The following is a 3,162-nucleotide window of genomic DNA, read 5'->3' as shown; positions in this document are numbered from 1 at the left end:
GCAAGCCAGCCTGCACCGTGTTCAGGTGCGACCCATCCTGCCCACGGAGCGGGAACGCTGGAATACGCTGATGCAAACGTATCACTACCGGGGCTTTCGCACCTTGGCGGGCCGTAACCTGCGCTATGTGGCTACGCTCGATGGTCGCTGGGTAGCGTTACTGGGCTGGCATGCCGCCGCTTTTCAATGCCAGGCGCGGGATCGGTGGATCGGCTGGTCCTGGATCTTGCGCCGCCAGCGCTTGCATCTCATCGCCAACAATGCCCGTTTTCTGATCCTGCCCGGAGAATCCTTCCCGAATCTGGCGTCCCGTATTCTGGCGCTGAACCTGCACAGGCTCTCTGCGGACTGGCAATCCGTCTATGGGCATCCCATCGTGCTGGCTGAGACCTTTGTGGAATCCCCCCGTTTTACCGGTGCCTGCTACCGGGCCGCCAACTGGGTGGATGTCGGCGGAACCAAGGGCTTCGCCCGCCGTCCCGGTGGTGGCTATGTCCACCACGGCCAACCTAAACGTCTTCTGCTCTTTCCTCTCCATCCACAGGCGCGGGCCTGGTTGGCCCAGCCGCAGCCCCAACTCGAATGGACCCATACCCCCATGCAAACCGTGACGTTGAGCGACGCGCAAATGGAAGGCTTGCGCCAAATCTTTTTCCGCCTTCCCGATACCCGCAGCAAACTAGGCAAGCAGCATCCCCTCCCGGCCATCCTGACGGTGGCCGTGGCCGCTGTCCTGACGCGGGCCGAAAGTTATGCCGCCATCGCCGAGTGGGGCGGTCGCTTGACCCAGGCTCAATTGAAGCGCATCCGCGCCCGATTCGATCCCAAAACCAAGCGCTACCTCGCCCCCTCCGAACCGACCATCCGGCGCGTCTTGCAAGGGGCCGATGTGGAGGCGCTGGATGCGGCGATCGGCGCCTGGCTACTGGGTACGGCGGGCTTTGAAGCGGTGGCCGTCGATGGCAAAGTCCTCAAAGGGGCCGCACGCGCAGACGGCGCTCAGGTGCATCTGCTCAGCGCGTTCCTGCATGGACAGGGGGCCACCATCGCGCAAAAAGAAATCGCCCGGAAAACCAACGAAATTCCAGAACTGCGCAACCTGCTCCAGGACGTCAACATCGCGGGCAAGGTCGTCACCGCCGATGCCCTGCATACCCAGCGGGAGACCGCCCGCTTCCTCGTCGAAGACAAGAAAGCCGATTATCTCTTCACCGCCGTCAAAGGCAATCAACGAAAACTCCGCGACCGTCTGACGTGCCTCCCTTGGGGCGATTTTCCCCCTCAACGCTGAAACCACAGAGGTCGGGCATGGCCGCTTTGAATACCGCAAAATCATCGTCGCCACCCGGGCAACCGGCCTCCATTTTCCGCATGTCGGACAAGCTTTCCTGATCCAACGCTCCACCATCAACAGCAAAGAGGGCACGATTCGGGATGATTATGCCTTCGGACTCACCAGCCTGACCCCGGATCGTGCCACGCCCGAAAATCTGTTGGGCTTGGCCCGTGGTCACTGGGAAATTGAAAACCGGAACCATCATGTCCGCGATGTGACTTTCCACGAGGACCTCTCCCAAGTCCGTACCCAGAACGGTCCCCATATGATGGCGACCTTGCGCGAACTGGCCATGAGCATTATGCGTCTCACTGGCGTCAAGAATATCGCCAAAGCGTGCCGGGATTTCGCCGCCAGCGCGCACAAAACGCTCCGCCAACTCGGATACTGAGGCGCCACCACGGGGTTTACCTATCCGAGAATAGCTCCGGAGGGCGAGCTGCGTCCGTCAGCCACCCCATTCACGATTCTGCACCCAAAATCGCCTGAAAATGCCGCATTTCCACCAACTATAGCCCCTTCAAACCACCATTAAAATCAGTGGCGAAAACCTCTGCTACTATATCTGGCGAGCTTGACGGAGCCCTGGGTGCAATATTGATTTTTTCTTCGATTTTCTTTGTCAACAAATTAATTATTTCTTCCCATGAATCATCAGGCATATAAAGTACATGACTTGAGGCAAGCAAAACACCCAGATCAGGACCACTCCCAGTTTCCGGATATAAGTGAATTTTTCCCATGAAAACAGGATGCTGACCCAAAGTATATTCGTCAATCCAATTATTATCATCCATGGCAATATAAAGACGATCCAGTTTCTGATCCACCCAAATTCCGTCAGCACCACAGCCTATGGTATTGAAAATATTAACTACTTTCCAATCCTTCTTATCCACAACAAAAATCCTAGATACTTTACGTTGTATAGGATCTTTTATCAAAGTATTTTTACCTATCAGATAATTTGCTGTCCAATAAACATAGTGTTTATCAAATGACATACCATAAGGACGCAGCAAACCATCATGTATAATTTTTATAATCCGATTGTTTTTTGCATCAATCACGACAGCGCCAGCATCAGTCTTACCCATTGAAACATACACAGCATGATCATAAGGATCATAGCTAACCGCATCGCCACCCTTGTCAACTGTAGGCAACGGAATAATCTTAATTAATTTAAAAGAAATGGTTTCAGCACAAGCAATATCAAAAACCATTGAAAAAATTATTATTAAAAAAACAATGCTCTTATGCAGCAGACGTGATCTCATTGAAACAATCTTCCTTACGCAATATAAACGACCAAACAGGAGATAGAGAAAATTCTATCCCCCATGTAGTTACCAATCGTTAGAAATCAGCAGAAATACTGCCATACACGGTCAGCGGGGCGCCCGGAAGAGCTAACACCTGGCCTTGTGAATTGCCGAGCAACAAACCACCGGAACTGACATATTCAAATGAGTTGTAATGGTTGTTGGTCACATTCAGCACATCGAGATTGAGTTTGACATCTTTCAGCAGAGGTACTGAGCCATGCGTGGGAATGACACTTTCCAAGCCCAGATTCAACGTATCATAGGCAGGAATCTTTTGGCTGCTGGGCATGACCGTATTGTTGTTCCATATATTCTGCGCGCCGGTATAGGTATACCAGATACTGGGAGACATAAGAACACCATCCAGGAAATAACGATATTTTGCGCCAATATTGAATGTACTCTCGGGTACATTGGAAACCGGTAACCCCTGATAACTGACACCACCAGTCGTATAATGCGCAAAATTGGCTTTTTCAAAGTTAAGATTGGTTCCTC

The 3,162-nt window shown here is 52.3% G+C and carries 4 protein-coding genes; 2 read left to right on the top strand and 2 right to left on the bottom strand.

Features of this window, described 5'->3' with window-relative positions; all coding sequences use genetic code 11:
* Both B1757_RS04825 and B1757_RS16000 read left to right on the top strand, forming a co-directional pair.
* On the top strand, window positions 1–1,291 hold a 1,291-nt coding region (locus B1757_RS04825; protein ID WP_101537243.1), incomplete at its 5' end, for an ISAs1 family transposase.
* On the top strand, window positions 1,272–1,727 hold the full coding sequence (locus B1757_RS16000; RefSeq protein ID WP_140391020.1) for an ISAs1 family transposase: 456 nt from the start codon (window positions 1,272–1,274) through the stop codon (window positions 1,725–1,727). The genes B1757_RS04825 and B1757_RS16000, both read left to right, overlap by 20 nt.
* 118 nt (window positions 1,728–1,845) lie before the next feature.
* On the opposite strand, the gene B1757_RS04815 is transcribed toward B1757_RS16000, so the two are convergent.
* Window positions 1,846–2,616, bottom strand: a complete 771-nt coding sequence (locus tag B1757_RS04815; protein WP_101537242.1) for a YncE family protein — start codon at window positions 2,614–2,616, stop codon at window positions 1,846–1,848.
* A 79-nt stretch (window positions 2,617–2,695) separates the two neighbouring features.
* Window positions 2,696–3,162: TonB-dependent receptor domain-containing protein (locus B1757_RS04810; RefSeq protein ID WP_143484222.1), on the bottom strand; the 467-nt coding region annotated here is incomplete at its 5' end.

The organism is Acidithiobacillus marinus, assembly GCF_002847505.1.
GTDB lineage: Bacteria > Pseudomonadota > Gammaproteobacteria > Acidithiobacillales > Acidithiobacillaceae > Acidithiobacillus > Acidithiobacillus marinus.
Note: the sequence above shows the minus strand (reverse complement) of the source record. Positions and strands in the feature narration are given on the sequence as shown.

Bases quoted from the DNA above. Each gene is read 5' to 3' on its own strand.
- B1757_RS04815 (WP_101537242.1), bottom strand. From the start codon at position 2,616: ATGAGATCACGTCTGCTGCATAAGAGCATTGTTTTTTTAATAATAATT.